The organism is Pseudomonas sp. NPDC099000, assembly GCF_044759925.1.
Classification (GTDB): Bacteria; Pseudomonadota; Gammaproteobacteria; order Pseudomonadales; family Pseudomonadaceae; genus Aquipseudomonas.
The window spans coordinates 61,484-75,276 of sequence record NZ_JBIWAF010000015.1; the positions used below are offsets into that span (position 1 = coordinate 61,484).

The following is a 13,793-nucleotide window of genomic DNA, read 5'->3' on the forward strand; positions in this document are numbered from 1 at the left end:
CCCCCGTCTTGACCGTTAAAAACCGATGCATCGCTGCCGACACTGGAGATTGAACGCACGTTCAACTAAGCTCGCCAGCCAGGCACCGCACCCAAGGATTCCCTTGTGACAACCACCCCTCCTAAAAACCGTCGCGCAGAACCCGATGAGCGTCGCGAAATGCTGGTGGCCGCCACCTTGCGTTGCCTGGTCCGTGACGGGCATGCCGGCATTTCCGTGCGCCGCATTGCCACGGAGGCCGGGGTGTCCGTCGGCCTGCTCAATCACCATTTCGGCAGCATCGATGCGCTGATCGCCGACACTTATCAGAAGATCGCCAGCGAACTGACCACCGCCCTGCTCCAGGAAATCCAGCAGGCCGGCACGCCCGCCGAAAAGATGGACGCGTTCCTCAGCGGCTCTTTTTCGCCTCGGGTCATGGACCCGCAGCTGTTGGGCGCCTGGGTGGTGTTCTGGAGCCTGATTCGGCACTCCGAACACGTCAGCCAGTCCCACGAAAAAAGCTACCGCGCCTACCTCGAACTGCTGCGCCAGTTGCTCGATGACATGGCTGCCAGCGAAGGTTTCGTGATCCACGACACGCGCCTGGCCGCCATCGGTTTATCGGCGATGCTCGACGGACTCTGGATCGAGTGGTGCCTCAACCCCGAAACCTTCAGCCCCGCCAACGGCCTCCATATCTGTCGTTGCTGGATAAAGGGGCTGCGTCACGGAGCATTCAGCACCGACGACGTTCTGTGAGGGGTGGCGACCGAAGATCATCGCCAGGGTGCCGCTGACCGCGATCAGACCGGCACCGATCATCAGCGACACATCCATCAGCGTGCCCCAGATCAGACTCGACAGCAGGAACGCCCAGATCAACCCGGTGTACTCGAACGGCGCCAGCAAGGTGGCGGTGGCCCGCTGAAAACTGGCAAACAGCAGGAACTGACCGATACCGCCCACCAGACCGGCAACCAGCATTCCCAGCCACGCCGGTGTCGGCGCCGGGGTGAACGTCCAGGGCAGCGCGACCGTCATGCACAGCACAAACACCACATTGGTGATCAGCATCTGCTCCAGCACCGAGGTCTGGTCATCCACCTGGCGCAACTGGATGTAAGTGAAAGCCCAGCACATCGCCGCCAGCAGTGTCAGCACAATGGGCCACGGATCGGCGATGTTGCTCGGGCGGCAGGCGATGATCACCCCGACAAACCCGAGGATCAGGGAAAACCACTGCCAGCCGCTGGCCCGCTCCTTGAGAATCACCGCCGCCAGCACCGTGACCATGATCGGCGCGGAAAAATACAGGGTGGTCATCTCCGCCAAAGACAGGTCTCGTGCGGCCGTGTAATACAGCAGCCAGGCCACAATCGACAGCAAACCGCGCACCACCAGCAAGCGTCGGCTCGGCGAACGCCAGGCCCGCTGGACCAGGCGCAGGCGCCCCGCCAACAGGCAGGCAACGACCACCACCAGGCTGCGCCAGAACAGGATGGTGACCACCGAGTAATCGGCCACCAGCCACTTGATGACCGCGTCCTGCAACGCCAGGAACGCGTACCCCAAGGTGCACAGGCCAATGCCCTGCAGCGACCGGTCGACGACTTGTGACGTGCTCATTTACACCGACCTGCGCACGGGCGTCCCGCGCCGTTCGGCAAAGGCAAACAGTGCTTCGATCAGGAACGTCAGGCAGACGTAGACCCCGGCCACCAGCAACAGCGGCTCATAGACCTGCAGGGTTTGCGCCCGCACCACGTTGGCGGCGCCCAGCAGATCGACAATCGCAATCGTCGAGGCCAGCGCCGTGGACTTCAGCAGCATCACGGTCTCCCCGGCCAAGGTCGGCAACAGCAACCGCAGCGCCCGAGGCAAGCGCACCCGCAACAGCGATTGGCGCGGTGTCATGCCAAACGCCGAGGCCGCTTCCATCTCGCCCTTGGGCACCGCCAACAGCCCGCCGCGAATCACTTCGCCGACATACGCGCCCACCGACAACACCAGCGCGAACACGATGTACCAGTAACCGTCGCGCAAATACGGCCAGAGAAAACTGCCGCGTATCAGCGGGAACTGCGCAAACACGCTGCCGAGCCCGTAGTAGAAGATGTAGATCTGGATCAGCAACGGCGTACCACGCAACACGCTGGTGTAGAACAGGCTGGCCTTGGCGATCACCTTGTTTTTCGAGATCCGAGCCAGCGCCACCAGCACCGCCAGCGCGAAACCGAACACACTGGAAATCAACAGGATGGTGATGGTCGTTTGCAGTCCCCGGCCCAAGAGCGCCGCGTATTCAACTATCCACGCTGGAATCATTTCATTCACTCAGCCAAAGGCATCCAGCGACGAATACGCCGCTCGAGCCGTCCAGACAGGTAGTTGGACACCAACGTCACCGCGTAATACAGCGCCGCGGCCGTGAGGTAGAACAACAAGTAATGACGCGTCGAACCCGCCCCTTGCTTGGCGGTGTACAACAGCTCGTTGGTGCCGACCACGCTGATCAATGCGCTGTCCTTGATCAGGTTGATCCACAGGTTGGCCATCCCGGCCATCGCATACGGCGCCATGATCGGCAGCGTGACGCGCCGGAACAGGCCGAAACCGCTCAGACCGAAGGCCCTCGCCGCTTCGATCTGGCCGAAGGGAATCGCCTGGATCGCCGCGCGGAAAATCTCCGAAGCGTAGGCGCCCTGCACCAGCCCCAGCACCACGATGGCGGCCAACGGACCGCTGACATTGACGACGTCGTAGCCCATCTGCGTCATCAGCGAGTTGAGGAGCATGGAGCCGACGTAGTACAGCAACAGGATCAGCAGCAACTCCGGAATCGCCCGGAACAAAGTCGTGTAACCGCGCATCAGCGCCGCAATTGGCTTTGGCGCGCCGAGCTTCAGGCAGGCCACCACCAGACCGATGAACAGCCCGACCACAAAGGCCCCGGCCGATATTTGCAGGGTCATCCAAAGACCCTTCAACAGCGCACTGCCCCATCCTGTTTCGCTGAAGTTGATCAATTCGAACATGGCTGGCATTTCAGTCTCCAATCGGTGGTCTTGATGCACCACCGCCCTCTGTAGGAGCGAGGCTTGCCCGCGAAGCTTTTGGCAACTTCATGGGCCCCTTCGCGGGCAAGCCTCGCTCCTACGGGGATGGGTGTTTCCTCAGGAAAATTTCATTCCATGGAGTTGTTTTGCGCGTGGCCGTCAGAAGGCTGGTTTCACGCTGGTACCGAAGTAGTGTTGGGACAGGTCGTCATAGTCTTTGCTCGCCAGCAAGGTCTGGATCGCCTGGTCGAGTTTGGCCTTGAGCTCAGTGTCATCCTTGCGCAGGCCGGCGCCCACGCCTTTGCCGAAGATCGGGTCATACGGCACGGCGCCCAGGTACTCGAGGTTGCTGTTGCGGGCATCCGGGGTCTGGACGAAAGCCGCCATGGCCGTGCCGTCCGCCATCATCAGGTCGATGCGCCCGGCAATCAGGTCGGCGTTGGCCGAGTCCTGGGTGTCGTAATACTTCACGTCAGCGATTTTTTCGTAGTACTGCTTGAGGTAGCTGGCGCTCACCGTCGAGTTCTGCACACCGATGATCTTGCCCTTGAGGTCATCCGGATACTTTTTCACCGACGTGCCCTTCGACCCGACAATCGCAATCACGGAGTCGTAATACGCCTTGCTGAAGGCGATCTGTTTTTCGCGTTCTTCAGTCACCGACATCGACGAGAAAATCACGTCGATCTTCTTCGCCAGCAACGACGGAATGATCCCGTCCCACGCCACTTCCTTGATCTCGCACTCGGCTTTCATTTCGCTGCACAGCTTTTTGATCAGGTCGACTTCAAAGCCTTTCCATTCACCGTTGGCCTGCTTCTCGGTGTACGGCGGATAGGGTTCGGCTGCGACCGCGAACCTGATCGGCTGTGCCTGGGCCGCGCTCATTCCTGCCAGAAACACGCAAGCCACGCCCGTCATCCAGTTTGCCAAACGTCGATTTCCCATGATTTTGCCCCGTCTTTTTATGATGTTATTAGCGAGTCTGATGAGCGTTGACGAATTGCCGGCAACGCTCGCTGCGTGGGTGTACGAACACTTCGTCCGGCGAACCGGTTTCCTCGATCAGCCCCTGGTGCAAATAGGCGACTTTGGAAGAGACATCACGGGCGAAAGCCATTTCATGGGTCACCAGGATCATGGTCCGGCCTTCTTCCGCGAGGGAGCGGATCACCCGCAGCACTTCGCCGACCAGTTCCGGGTCGAGTGCCGAGGTGGGTTCATCGAACAGCATGACCTTGGGCCGCATGGCCAGGGCCCGGGCGATGGCCACCCGTTGTTGCTGTCCCCCGGAGAGAAACGCCGGGTATTCGTTGCGTTTGGCCGCAAGCCCTACGCGTTCGAGCAAGGCTTCGGCCCGATCAGTGGCCTCCGCACGGCTTTCGCGCAGGACCTGGGTCGGCGCCTCGATGAGGTTTTCCAGCACCGTGCGATGGGGCCAGAGGTTGAAGTTCTGGAACACCATGCCCAGGCTCGAACGGATGCGCACCAGTTGCTTGGCGTCCTTCACCAGCGGCGCGCCGGGATGGTCGAAGTTCAGGTGAATGCTTTCGCCGTCCACCAGAATGCGTCCCTGGTCCGGCACTTCGAGCATGTTGATGCAGCGCAGCAAGGTACTTTTGCCCGAGCCGCTGGCACCGATCAGCGAGATCACATCGCCTTCGCGGGCCGTCAAGGAAACACCTTTGAGGACCTCGATATTGCCGAAGCGTTTGTGCAGGCCATCGACCTCGATCATGGTCTTGGCCTTGACCGGTTCAGCAATCGCTTCGCAAGTGACACGGCTGATCACCGGCCGCGGCGCTTCGCCTTTCAACACCAGGACAAAGTCGCGAATACGCTGGCAAGCCTGGGCCAGTCGTTCTTCACCCAGGGTGAACGAGAGCCGCACAAAGCCTTGCGCAGGTTCACCGAACGCCGCCGCATCCAGCACCGATACGCGCGCCTCGCGCAGCAGACGCCAGGCGAACTCCAGAGAAGTCAGGCCGGTGTCCCGCACGTCCACCAGCACGAACATGCCGGCATCGGGGGTGAGCACTGAAATACCCGGGCAATCCGACAGGCTGGTCACCACCAGATCGCGACGACGGCGATAGATGTCGCGCATGCCGTGGGTCACGTCTTCATGGGCCAGAACCGCCTTGAGAGCGGCCTCCATGACAAAGCCCGGCAAGCCGTAAAGCATGCTCAACACCAGGGTTTCGGCGTGAGCCACAAGGGCTTCATCAGCGACGATCCAGCCGGTGCGCCAGCCGGTCATGGCATGGGATTTCGACAGACTGCCAATCACCACGCAGCGCTCGGCCATGCCCGGCAACGCTGCCAGGCTGAGGTGTTCGCGTTCAAACGTCAGGCTCTCGTAGACTTCGTCCACCACAACCCACAGGTCATGCTGGATGGCGAGGTCGGCGATGGCTTGCAGTTCTTCGCGGTTGAGCACCACACCGGTCGGGTTATTCGGATTGGAGAAGAACAGCGCCCGGGTGCGCGGGGTGATGGCTTTGGCCAGCACGGCGGCATCGAGCCGGAAACCTGAATCCGCGGAGCACGGCACGCGTACCAAGGTGGCGCCGGACGCCTTTAGCGTCGCCTCGTAGGTCACGTACATCGGGTCCAGGGCGATCACTTCGTCGCCGGTATTGAGCAGGCACATCGAGGTGATGAACAGCGCGTTCTGTGCGCCCGCCGAAATGATGACGTTTGGCGCCGTCACCTCACGGTCGAACAGCAAGCTGTACCGAGCGGCGATGGCTTCACGCAAAGCCTGGCGACCGGCGATTTCGGTGTAGTGGGTGTCACCCTCGCGCAGCGCATGAATCGCGGCATCGGTGATGAAATCGGGAGTGGGGAAATCCGGGTCGCCGACGCTGAGAATGATCACATCCTCACCACGGCGCTGGGCTTCAAAGGCCGCATTGTGAATATCCCAGGCGGCAACACCGTCGCCTGAAATCCGCTCAACAAAGGGTGAAAACCGCATGCCAGTGCCTCGTTCGAAAAGAAGAAACGCAAGCCCGCGCAACCAGCCGGGGGAGGTGGAACGAACATAGTCGAAGCTGAACACTCGTTCAACAGAAAAATGACCAGGGTTCGCGTTCAGCGTAAACAGGTCGTTTTTACGACAGTCGTGCCGCTTTTCAGCAGTACAGGATCGGCAACCTTTACGCCCACCCTTCGAGCCGTAGCGTGGCCCGGACCAGACGCTGCTCCTCGCTTTCGATTTCCCTGAGGTTCTCGCAGATGCTCTGGATGTGCGCGATGGCCGCCTTGCGCGCCTGCTCCGGCATGCGGCCGGTCACGGCGTTGTAGAGCCGGGCGTGCTGACGGTCGATCTGGCGCTTTTGCGGTGCGCGGTGGTAGAGGTTGTTGACCGAGGCGAACACGGTGTTGAGCAGCAAGTCGGTCAGCGAGCGCAAGGTTTGCACCAGCACCGGGTTGTGCGAGGCCTCGCAGATCGCCAGGTGAAAGGCATGATCGAGCCGGGCGTGTTCGCTCGCTTCCATCGACCGCGTGTGGGCATCGAGCAGCGCTTCATAGCTGCGGGTGATGAGGACAAAATCCGCCTCGGTCCCGCGCAATGCGGCCAGACGAGCAGACTCTCCCTCCAGCAGGCTGCGCACCTCGAACAGATCGTAAAGCGTGCGTGGTTGTGAGCTGAACAGATGCATCAGCGGCGATGCGGCACTGTGGCCCGACAGATCAGCGACAAAGGATCCCTTGCCCTGCTCCGTCTTGATAATCCCCCGGGCGCGCAACAACTTCAGGCCCTCACGCAACGCTGTGCGCGAGACGCCGAGCTTTTCGGTCAGGCGCCGTTCCGAGGGCAGCAACTGCCCGGTCTTGAGAACACCGTCGACTATCAGGCGTTCTATGCGTTCACTGACCACGTCTGCGACTTGCGGATTACGGGTCACTTTCGCCCTCTCCATCGAACCTCCAACTGGTATGACCAGCGTCGTCGGCAAAACCCTAAACGTTCAAATACAAACCTAACTGCATGTTTAGACGATTATTTTTCCCATAAACACAGGAACAACTTCAAAGGAACTGGTTCGACCAGTGAAACAACGCATGGACAGTAAGACGCGTCAGGCCAATGATGCAAGTGAGCTTTCACCGCAAACAGACCTCTAATAAAAACAAACGGAGGGTCGTGAACCGCCTATGAACATCCTCTACGATGAACGCGTCGACGGCGTTCTGCCTGATGTCGACAGAGCGGCCCTGCTCCAGGCACTGCGCGCTCGCCTGCCAGACCTGGAAGTCCTGCATCAGCGTGAAGAACTCAAACCGTATGAATGCGACGGACTTTCCGCTTACCGCACCACGCCGATGCTGGTGGTGCTGCCGCGTCATATCGACGAAGTCCAGGGCGTGCTTAAACTCTGCCATGAGTTTCATGTGCCGGTGGTTGCTCGCGGCGCCGGCACCGGTTTATCCGGCGGTGCACTACCGCTCGAAAAAGGCGTGCTCCTGGTGATGGCGCGTTTCAACAACATCTTGCACATCGACCCCGCCGCGCGCACGGCGCGGGTTCAACCGGGCGTGCGCAACCTGGCGATTTCCCAGGCCGCCGCGCCGTTCGGCTTGTACTACGCGCCGGACCCTTCCTCGCAGATCGCCTGTTCCATCGGCGGCAACGTGGCCGAAAACGCCGGGGGCGTGCATTGCCTGAAGTACGGTCTGACCGTGCACAACTTGCTCAAGGTCGACATCCTCACCGTCGATGGCGAACACCTGACCCTGGGCTCCGAAGCACTCGACTCGCCCGGTTTCGATCTGCTGGCGTTGTTTACCGGTTCCGAAGGCATGCTGGGGGTGATCACCGAAGTCACGGTCAAACTGCTGCCCAAACCGCAGACGGCCAAAGTGCTGCTCGCGGCATTCGACTCCGTCGAAAAGGCCGGTCGCGCCGTGGGCGACATTATTGCCGCCGGCATCATTCCGGGCGGTCTGGAAATGATGGACAACCTGGCCATTCGCGCCGCCGAAGATTTTATTCACGCCGGTTATCCGGTCGACGCCGAAGCCATTCTGCTGTGCGAACTCGATGGTGTTGAAGCCGACGTTCACGATGACTGCGACCGCGTGCGCCAGGTGCTGGAACAGGCCGGCGCCACCGAAGTCCGCCAGGCTAAAGATGAAGCCGAACGCGTGCGCTTCTGGGCCGGGCGCAAGAATGCGTTCCCGGCGGTGGGCCGCCTCTCGCCGGATTATTACTGCATGGACGGGACCATCCCGCGCCGCGAGCTGCCCGGCGTGCTACAGGCGATTGCCGCGCTGTCGGCCGAGTACGACCTACGGGTGGCCAACGTTTTCCATGCCGGTGACGGCAACATGCACCCGCTGATTCTGTTCGATGCCAACCAGCCCGGCGAACTGGATCGCGCCGAAGCCCTGGGTGGCAAGATCCTCGAATTGTGCGTGAAAGTCGGCGGCAGCATCACCGGTGAACACGGGGTCGGCCGCGAGAAAATCAATCAAATGTGCGCGCAGTTCAACAGCGATGAGCTGACCCTGTTTCATGCCGTCAAAGCCGCGTTCGATCCGGGCGGTCTGCTCAATCCAGGCAAGAACATTCCGACGCTGCATCGCTGCGCCGAGTTCGGCGCGATGCACGTTCACATGGGTCAGTTGCCCTTCCCTGAACTGGAGCGTTTCTGATGCGCAGCGAACACGACATCGATGACAGTGGCGCGCTACTGGACCAGGTTAACCAGGCCCTGCAAAACGCCACGCCGCTACGCATCCAGGGCTCCAACAGCAAAGCGTTCCTGGGCCGTATCGCGGCGGGCGAAGTGCTCGACACGCGCAGCCACCGCGGCATCGTCAGCTACGACCCGACCGAACTGGTGATCACCGCACGCTGCGGCACGCCTTTGGCAGAACTGGCCGAAGTGTTGGACGCGGCGCAGCAGATGCTGCCGTGCGAACCGCCCTCCTTCGGTGAAGGCGCCACCGTGGGCGGGATGATTGCCAGTGGGCTGTCCGGACCGCGACGTCCGTGGTCAGGCTCGGTCAGGGACTTTGTCCTCGGGACACGGGTCATCACCGGCCATGGCAAGCATTTGCGCTTCGGCGGCGAAGTCATGAAGAACGTCGCCGGCTACGACTTGTCGCGCTTGATGGCCGGCAGTTATGGCTCGCTTGGCGTGATCACCGAAGTCTCGCTGAAAGTGCTGCCCAAACCTCGGCAAGCGTTAAGCATCAGCCTGGAAATGGACAGCGATCGCGCCTTGCTGCGCCTAGCCGAATGGGGGCAGCAACCGCTGCCGATCAGCGCCGCGTGCCATGACGGTCAGCGCCTGCACTTGCGCCTTGAAGGAGGCGAAGGCTCGGTGGCGGCGGCGCATGAGCGCTTGGGTGGCGAGGTACTGGAAGCTTCGTACTGGGCGGATCTGAATGAACATCGGTTGAGTTTTTTTGATGAAGACCAGCCGCTCTGGCGCCTGTCCGTCCCGCACAACACGCCTCGGCTTTCCCTGCCCGGCCTGCAAATGATCGACTGGGGCGGCGCCCAGCGCTGGCTCAAATCCGACGCGCTGGCAGCGTTCATTCGCTCGATCGTCGCGGAAGTCGGCGGGCATGTGACCTGCTACAGCCACGGCCTGATCGACAGCCCGTTCCAACCGCTGCCCCCAGCACTGATGCGCTACCACCGCAACTTGAAGGACCAACTCGATCCACGGGGCCTCTTCAACCCCGGTCGCCTGTACGCGGAGCTTTGACCCATGCAGACCACCTTGAGCGAACAGGCCCGCCAACTGCCCCGCGCCGAAGAAGCCGAAAGCATCCTGCGCACGTGCGTGCACTGCGGTTTCTGCAACGCCACCTGCCCGACCTATCAACTGCTCGGCGATGAGCTGGACGGGCCGCGTGGGCGCATCTACCTGATCAAACAGGTGCTGGAAGGCAACGAAGTCACTCAGAAAACCCAGCAGCACCTGGATCGCTGCCTGTCCTGCCGTAACTGCGAAACCACTTGCCCCTCGGGCGTCGATTATCACAACTTGCTCGACATCGGCCGCGCGGTGGTCGATGCGGCCGTGCCGCGCTCACTCGACCAGCGCTTGTTGCGCGAAGGCTTGCGCAGCATCGTGCCCAATCCGGGGCTGTTCAAAGCGCTGGTCAGCAGCGGTCAGGTGTTCCGTGCCCTGCTGCCCAACACGCTGCAAGCCAAGTTGCCTCGCCACGTGTATCCGGCCAGACAACGCCCGGTCGCCCGCCACGCCCGGCAGGTGCTGATGCTCGAAGGTTGCGTGCAGCCGAGTCTGTCGCCGAACACCAATGCGGCCACCGCGCGCGTCCTGGATAGACTGGGGATCAGTGTGGCGCCGGCGCGCGAGGCCGGTTGCTGCGGCGCAGTCGATTATCACCTGGACGCGCAGGCGGCCGGCCTTGATCGCGCCCGCCACAATATTGATGCGTGGTGGCCGAGCATTGAACAAGGTGCCGAAGCCATTGTGCAAACCGCCAGCGGTTGCGGTGCCTTCATCAAAGACTACGGCCACCTGCTCAGCACCGATCCGGCGTATGCCGAGAAGGCCAGAAAGGTCAGCGAACTGGCCAAGGATCTGGTTGAAGTGTTGCGCGAGGAGCCGCTGGACACGCTCGGCATTCACAGCGACCAGCGCCTGGCCTTCCATTGCCCCTGCACCTTGCAGCACGCACAGAAACTCGGCGGTGCGGTTGAAGCGCTGCTGACGAGGCTGGGTTTCAACCTGACGTTCGTTCCCGACGGTCATCTGTGTTGCGGCTCGGCGGGCACCTATTCGCTGACCCAACCGGAGCTGTCCCGGCAACTGCGCGACAACAAACTCAACGCACTGGAAAGCGGTCACCCCGAAGTCATTGTCACGGCCAATATCGGCTGCCAGTCCCACCTCGACGGTGCGGGCCGAACCCCGGTCCGGCACTGGATCGAACTGGTCGAAGCCGCGTTGCCCTCATCGAGCCCTGGAGTATTCCCATGAAAAGCAAAGCCGTACTGAGCCAGACCGAAGTCAGCCGGATTCTCGATGCCGCACGCAGCGAAGCACAGAGCAATCAATGGGCCGTGACCATCGTGATTGTCGACGACGGCGGCCATCCTCTGGCCCTGGAGCGCCTCGACGGTTGCGCGCCGATCGGCGCCTACATCGCCACCGAAAAGGCTCGCACCTCGGCCCTTGGCCGGCGTGAATCGAAAGGGTATGAAGAGATGGTCAACGGAGGACGGTCCGCGTTTTTGTCGGCGCCGTTGCTGACGTCACTTGAGGGTGGCGTGCCGATTATTGTCGATGGCCAGGTGATCGGCGCGGTGGGTGTGTCCGGGGTCAAGGCCGAGCAGGATGCGCAAGTGGCCAAGGCTGGGGCGCAGTGCCTGAATTAAGGCGTAAACGTAGAGCTTGAGCCTGGTGAAATCCTGTGGCGAGGGGGCTTGACCCCGTTCGGCTGCGAAGCAGTCGTAAACCAGGCAACTCTTTGTAACTGACAGATCGGAGGGGGCTGCTTCGCAACCCAACGGGGGCAAGCCCCCTCGCCACAGGTTTTGTGTTTGCCGCACCATTGCGTAGTTGACCGACATTAGGCTTTCACTTACGCGCCAACTTATACCGCACGCACTCTTCATAAAAACTCTGCCGGACATCCGCCGGTTTGTACCGAGACTTGCTGTCGTAGGTCTGCTCGGTGATGCCCATCGCCATCATGCGCATCCACGCCTTGCTGAATTTGTAAGCCTGTATCTTCTGCCGGGCGGCATACAGGGAGACGCCGGCCAGCTTGAGTTCCTGGGCCCTCGCCGCGGTGCCCGCCCCCCAGCTGCACATATACCGGTCATTGGAAGCCAGCTCCTTGGCATGGGCAGAGGCTGCAACGCAGGCCAGGGCAAACGAGATCATCGTGATAAATACACTTCGCAATTGCATTCCGCCTAACCACCTGAAAATGAAGTGATTTTGGCGACAACCTGGACGCTTCGGGGCCAGCAAAATGCCTCTTTTACACCTTTGTTTTTGATCGGGTGACACCCCTCTCCCGCCTCAACTTCCCGAGACCAGCCTGAGTCCGATCACGCCGGCCAGAATCAGCGCGATGCACGCAATTCTCAGCGCCGTCGTCGCATCGCCCAGCACCGCCATCCCCAGAATCGCGGTACCCGCCGCGCCGATCCCAGTCCAGACCGCGTAAGCCGTGCCCACGGGCAATGACTTCAGTGAAAGTGAAAGCAGAAAGACACTCGATAAACCGGTCCCCGCTGCCATCAGCCCGGGGATTAGTCGTGTGAAACCTTCAGACCCTTTCATGTAGAAGGCAAATGCGATTTCGAGAATGCCGGCGATACCCAGTAATGCCCATGCCATGGTGTCAGCTCCGTGGGTGAGCTCGCCAGGCGCTATGGCCAGGCGAGATCGGTTGAACGATGGGTTCAAGCCTTGTTGGCAGCCGCCGGTTTCGAACGGAAGGACACGCCGAATCGGTTAAAGGCGTTCATCAAACCGATGGCATACGTCAGGTCCGCCAGTTCCTTATCGCCGAACTCGGCAGCCGCGGCTTCATAGTCGGCATCGGGTACGCCGGTTTCAGCGACGCGGGTGACTGTTTCCGCCCAACTCAACGCGATGCGCTCACGGTGGCTGAACACTTCACCTGCGTCGTGCCATACGGGGACGAGTACCAGTTTGTCGACGCTGACGCCGAGTTTGAGCAGGTCACGCGAATGCATGTCGATGCAAAAGGCACAGCCGTTGATTTGCGAGACCCGTAGATAAACAAGATCAATCAGTTCGTGGGACAGGCCGCTGTTTTGCAGGCAGACGTACACGCCGCCGAATGCCTTGTAACCCTCAGGAGAAGCTTTGGCGTAGTCGATGCGATGACTCATGATGAAGTCCTTGTATTGGCTGGATGAGGACGCCATCGTGCGGCGGCTTGGTCTATTTGATAAGGTCCAAGAATAGTGTTGTGTACTGGGCCATATTCCCAATGCTGACCATTTCACATGGCCCAGCTGAAAAGCCGTTTCATGGATCTTTGGTCTAGGTCATGGGTTTCCTAGAATGATTCCCCCAACAGGCAATCTTATAAACGGGTGAATCATGAAAATCCTCCACGTCACGTGCAGCCCTCGCGGCCAACGTTCCGAGAGCCACAGACTTTCCAGCAACATCATTGGTTTTTTACTGAGGAGCGATCCGACGGCAACGGTCATCAACCGGGTCGTGAGCGGTGATGCCATCACCCAGGTAGATGAGCATTACGCAGAGTCCCAACAGTCGTCGGCCGATGTCACTCAGGAAGGTTCTATCGCCCGCTCGGATGAGCTGATTGAAGAACTGCAAAGTGCAGATGTCGTGGTGATCGGAACGCCCATGCACAACTTCACCGTACCGGCGGCCCTGAAAGTCTGGATCGATCATATCGCCCGCGTTCGTCGGACCTTCAACGTGGGCGCGCAGGGCAAAACCAGCCTGCTGCGTGATCGCCAGGTCTTTGTCGCGGTGGCCTCGGGCGGCCGGTTTTCAGGGATCAACCCACGTCAGCCGGACTTCCTGACGCCGTATCTGAAAGCCGTTCTGGGCATGATCGGACTGCATGCACTAACGTTTTTCTCTGTTGAAGGAACGGCCCTGGGTCCGGAGGCAGTCGCCGAGGCCAGGAACAAGACGGATCAAGCACTGCACGCGTATTTTTCTTCGGTCTGATGATCGCCCCATGCGGCCAATGCCATCATGCTGAATCTTCTCGGACCAAAACAAGCAGGGTGCCGGCGCG

Annotated in this window: 14 protein-coding genes and 1 pseudogene; 6 read left to right on the top strand and 9 right to left on the bottom strand. The window is 60.8% G+C overall.

What is annotated here, in order from left to right; genetic code table 11:
• Nucleotides 1-159: 159 nt before the first annotated feature.
• Nucleotides 160-645 (top strand): annotated as a pseudogene (locus ACIQV9_RS18155) (TetR family transcriptional regulator C-terminal domain-containing protein); the annotation flags it as partial.
• Here ACIQV9_RS18155 and ACIQV9_RS18160 read toward each other — a convergent pair.
• The 6 genes from ACIQV9_RS18160 to glcC form a co-directional block, all read right to left on the bottom strand.
• The gene (locus ACIQV9_RS18160) at nucleotides 601-1,608 is read right to left on the bottom strand and encodes a DMT family transporter (RefSeq protein WP_403104157.1); all 1,008 of its coding nucleotides are present in this window, start codon (nucleotides 1,606-1,608) and stop codon (nucleotides 601-603) included. The pseudogene ACIQV9_RS18155 and the gene ACIQV9_RS18160 overlap by 45 nt on opposite strands.
• Nucleotides 1,609-2,307, bottom strand: a complete 699-nt coding sequence (locus tag ACIQV9_RS18165; protein ID WP_219097633.1) for an ABC transporter permease — start codon at nucleotides 2,305-2,307, stop codon at nucleotides 1,609-1,611.
• Nucleotides 2,308-2,312: 5 nt separating this feature from the next.
• Nucleotides 2,313-3,026 carry an ABC transporter permease gene (locus tag ACIQV9_RS18170; protein WP_403104159.1) on the bottom strand — a complete coding sequence of 238 codons (714 nt, stop codon included), beginning with the start codon at nucleotides 3,024-3,026 and terminating at the stop codon, nucleotides 2,313-2,315.
• A gap of 171 nt (nucleotides 3,027-3,197) precedes the next feature.
• Entirely contained in the window at nucleotides 3,198-3,986 is a 789-nt protein-coding gene (locus tag ACIQV9_RS18175; protein ID WP_403104162.1) for a transporter substrate-binding domain-containing protein, read from the bottom strand.
• A 28-nt stretch (nucleotides 3,987-4,014) separates the two neighbouring features.
• A complete protein-coding gene (locus tag ACIQV9_RS18180; protein ID WP_403104165.1) occupies nucleotides 4,015-6,018 on the bottom strand; it encodes an aminotransferase class I/II-fold pyridoxal phosphate-dependent enzyme in 2,004 nt (667 codons plus the stop codon).
• A gap of 181 nt (nucleotides 6,019-6,199) precedes the next feature.
• Nucleotides 6,200-6,967, bottom strand: a complete 768-nt coding sequence (gene glcC / locus ACIQV9_RS18185) for a transcriptional regulator GlcC (protein ID WP_403104167.1) — start codon at nucleotides 6,965-6,967, stop codon at nucleotides 6,200-6,202.
• Between the two features lie 235 nt (nucleotides 6,968-7,202).
• Between glcC and glcD the strand changes: the two genes are divergently transcribed.
• From glcD to ACIQV9_RS18205, 4 genes are read left to right on the top strand one after another with little or no spacing between them, the layout of a single operon-like run.
• Nucleotides 7,203-8,702 (top strand): glycolate oxidase subunit GlcD, encoded by a 1,500-nt coding sequence (glcD, locus tag ACIQV9_RS18190; protein WP_403104170.1) that lies wholly within the window; start codon nucleotides 7,203-7,205, stop codon nucleotides 8,700-8,702.
• Nucleotides 8,702-9,766, top strand: a complete 1,065-nt coding sequence (gene glcE / locus ACIQV9_RS18195; protein ID WP_403104173.1) for a glycolate oxidase subunit GlcE — start codon at nucleotides 8,702-8,704, stop codon at nucleotides 9,764-9,766. The genes glcD and glcE overlap by 1 nt, the downstream gene beginning before the upstream one ends.
• A gap of 3 nt (nucleotides 9,767-9,769) precedes the next feature.
• Complete coding sequence (gene glcF / locus ACIQV9_RS18200; protein ID WP_403104176.1) at nucleotides 9,770-11,011, top strand: glycolate oxidase subunit GlcF; 1,242 nt, start codon at nucleotides 9,770-9,772, stop codon at nucleotides 11,009-11,011.
• Nucleotides 11,008-11,409 carry a heme-binding protein gene (locus tag ACIQV9_RS18205; protein ID WP_403104179.1) on the top strand — a complete coding sequence of 134 codons (402 nt, stop codon included), beginning with the start codon at nucleotides 11,008-11,010 and terminating at the stop codon, nucleotides 11,407-11,409. Before glcF ends, ACIQV9_RS18205 begins: the two co-directional genes overlap by 4 nt.
• A 202-nt stretch (nucleotides 11,410-11,611) precedes the next feature.
• Here ACIQV9_RS18205 and ACIQV9_RS18210 read toward each other — a convergent pair whose 3' ends face one another.
• The 3 genes from ACIQV9_RS18210 to ACIQV9_RS18220 form a co-directional block, all read right to left on the bottom strand.
• On the bottom strand, nucleotides 11,612-11,947 hold the full coding sequence (locus tag ACIQV9_RS18210) for a hypothetical protein (RefSeq protein WP_403104182.1): 336 nt from the start codon (nucleotides 11,945-11,947) through the stop codon (nucleotides 11,612-11,614).
• 114 nt (nucleotides 11,948-12,061) lie between these two features.
• Nucleotides 12,062-12,382 (bottom strand): DMT family transporter, encoded by a 321-nt coding sequence (locus ACIQV9_RS18215; RefSeq protein ID WP_403104185.1) that lies wholly within the window; start codon nucleotides 12,380-12,382, stop codon nucleotides 12,062-12,064.
• 65 nt (nucleotides 12,383-12,447) lie between these two features.
• Entirely contained in the window at nucleotides 12,448-12,903 is a 456-nt protein-coding gene (locus ACIQV9_RS18220) for a carboxymuconolactone decarboxylase family protein (RefSeq protein WP_403104188.1), read from the bottom strand.
• Nucleotides 12,904-13,117: 214 nt separating this feature from the next.
• Between ACIQV9_RS18220 and ACIQV9_RS18225 the strand changes: the two genes are divergently transcribed.
• Nucleotides 13,118-13,723, top strand: a complete 606-nt coding sequence (locus tag ACIQV9_RS18225) for an FMN-dependent NADH-azoreductase (RefSeq protein ID WP_403104191.1) — start codon at nucleotides 13,118-13,120, stop codon at nucleotides 13,721-13,723.
• Nucleotides 13,724-13,793: the final 70 nt, after the last annotated feature.

What these genes read in the sequence shown, in the direction of transcription:
- ACIQV9_RS18215 (WP_403104185.1), bottom strand. Translation starts at nt 12,382, where the DNA reads ATGGCATGGGCATTACTGGGTATCGCCGGCATTCTCGAAATCGCATTT.
- glcC (WP_403104167.1), bottom strand. Translation starts at nt 6,967, where the DNA reads ATGGAGAGGGCGAAAGTGACCCGTAATCCGCAAGTCGCAGACGTGGTC.
- ACIQV9_RS18210 (WP_403104182.1), bottom strand. Translation starts at nt 11,947, where the DNA reads ATGCAATTGCGAAGTGTATTTATCACGATGATCTCGTTTGCCCTGGCC.
- glcF (WP_403104176.1), top strand. Translation starts at nt 9,770, where the DNA reads ATGCAGACCACCTTGAGCGAACAGGCCCGCCAACTGCCCCGCGCCGAA.
- ACIQV9_RS18225 (WP_403104191.1), top strand. Translation starts at nt 13,118, where the DNA reads ATGAAAATCCTCCACGTCACGTGCAGCCCTCGCGGCCAACGTTCCGAG.
- glcD (WP_403104170.1), top strand. Translation starts at nt 7,203, where the DNA reads ATGAACATCCTCTACGATGAACGCGTCGACGGCGTTCTGCCTGATGTC.
- ACIQV9_RS18160 (WP_403104157.1), bottom strand. Translation starts at nt 1,608, where the DNA reads ATGAGCACGTCACAAGTCGTCGACCGGTCGCTGCAGGGCATTGGCCTG.
- ACIQV9_RS18165 (WP_219097633.1), bottom strand. Translation starts at nt 2,307, where the DNA reads ATGATTCCAGCGTGGATAGTTGAATACGCGGCGCTCTTGGGCCGGGGA.
- ACIQV9_RS18220 (WP_403104188.1), bottom strand. Translation starts at nt 12,903, where the DNA reads ATGAGTCATCGCATCGACTACGCCAAAGCTTCTCCTGAGGGTTACAAG.
- ACIQV9_RS18175 (WP_403104162.1), bottom strand. Translation starts at nt 3,986, where the DNA reads ATGGGAAATCGACGTTTGGCAAACTGGATGACGGGCGTGGCTTGCGTG.
- ACIQV9_RS18180 (WP_403104165.1), bottom strand. Translation starts at nt 6,018, where the DNA reads ATGCGGTTTTCACCCTTTGTTGAGCGGATTTCAGGCGACGGTGTTGCC.
- glcE (WP_403104173.1), top strand. Translation starts at nt 8,702, where the DNA reads ATGCGCAGCGAACACGACATCGATGACAGTGGCGCGCTACTGGACCAG.
- ACIQV9_RS18205 (WP_403104179.1), top strand. Translation starts at nt 11,008, where the DNA reads ATGAAAAGCAAAGCCGTACTGAGCCAGACCGAAGTCAGCCGGATTCTC.
- ACIQV9_RS18170 (WP_403104159.1), bottom strand. Translation starts at nt 3,026, where the DNA reads ATGCCAGCCATGTTCGAATTGATCAACTTCAGCGAAACAGGATGGGGC.